The organism is Marinospirillum sp. (assembly GCF_014859565.1).
Window position 1 is genome coordinate 1 of record NZ_JACUUA010000440.1, and the last position, 1,383, is coordinate 1,383.

Sequence of the window (1,383 nt, forward strand, 5' to 3'; positions counted from 1 at the left end):
GGTGCACTTTCTGGATTTCAGTGTGGATGCCGCATTCAATTACTGTATTGATGGATTGGTACTGGTTGAGGTGGATCAGGTCAAAAGCAAAAAAAGACAGCGTTACATTGCCTGAAAAATTACAAATCCAGCAGCAGTCGGCCTCCGATGGCGCGTGATGTGCAGGGAAGCATCCAGCCTTCTGCTTTTAACTCAGGCAACAACAGGTTGTCCCGGTGATCCACTTCACCTTCAAGAACTTTTACTCGACAGGCACCACACATGCCGCGCGGGCAGTTTTTTGGTAGATAAATACCATTTTTTGCCAGTACATCCATGATGCTTTGCTCTGATGGCACATGCAGCTGTTGGCCGCTGCTGTTGATGCAGATATCAAAAGGTGGATTAAGGAAGGTTTCTGCCGGGGTATCAAAATGCTCGTAGTGCAATTGCTCCGGCGTTAGGCTTACTGCTGCCTGCTGTAACACCCAATCCATAAATCCTTGGGGGCCACAAACATAAAGGTGGCTTCCAGTCGGTGCCGCTGTACAACTGGCCGCTGGATCAAACTTTGATGTCGGATCATCATCCAGATGCAGGAAAAAATGTTCTGCCAGAGGAGAGGCTTTTAGCTGCTGAACAAAAGGGGCGTGCTCTGCACTGCGGCTGCAAAGGTGTAACTCAAAACTTTTACCCAGTGTTTTCAGACGCCAGGCCATACTCAGCATCGGGGTAATACCTATGCCGCCACCTATCAGCAGGGTATGGGGTGAGCTTTCATCCAGTGGAAATACATTTCGTGGTTCACCAATACGCAACAACATGTTGGGTTGCAGTTGGTCGTGTAATGCGCGTGATACACCGCGACTGTCCGGTGTTTTTAACACCCCCAGCAGATAACGGTGCTGTTCAGAAGGATCATTAGCCAGTGAGTACTGGCGTACCTGCCCATTGCCCAGATAAACATCAATATGGGCACCTGCCGTAAATGCTGGCAATACACCTTCTTCCGCAATCAATTCAATGGCAACAGTATCCTTTGCCAGGATGTATTTATCGGTTACTCGACTCAGCAGTTGTTTTGCCATAACGCACCTGTTTTATTCCAGTTTAAAACAGGCTGGCAAAATACATACCACAATCACAAGCATCTGATTTGCAATGTTTTTATAGCATAAAGGAAGGATAAATCAGCAGGCATTCTTACAGTGACTTACTACTTGTCAACTTAGCGACAACTGATGCAATTTCAGCAACCGAGTCATTCAACCTCCATCTGATGAATCAGGACACACCAGATGGAGGTGTTTATATCAGAATTAAACAGTTTACTGAAAGGTTCTGGCTCTTAACACATCCGGTTTCAGGAAATCCTTTTCACCAGTGTTGTTATGATCCCCTAAT

At 46.5% G+C, this 1,383-nt stretch carries 1 protein-coding gene; it reads right to left on the reverse strand.

The annotated features are described in order from the left end of the window. Positions 1-119 precede the first annotated feature (119 nt). A complete protein-coding gene (locus tag IBX50_RS20580; protein WP_292258299.1) occupies positions 120-1,067 on the reverse strand; it encodes a PDR/VanB family oxidoreductase in 948 nt (315 codons plus the stop codon). Positions 1,068-1,383: the final 316 nt, after the last annotated feature.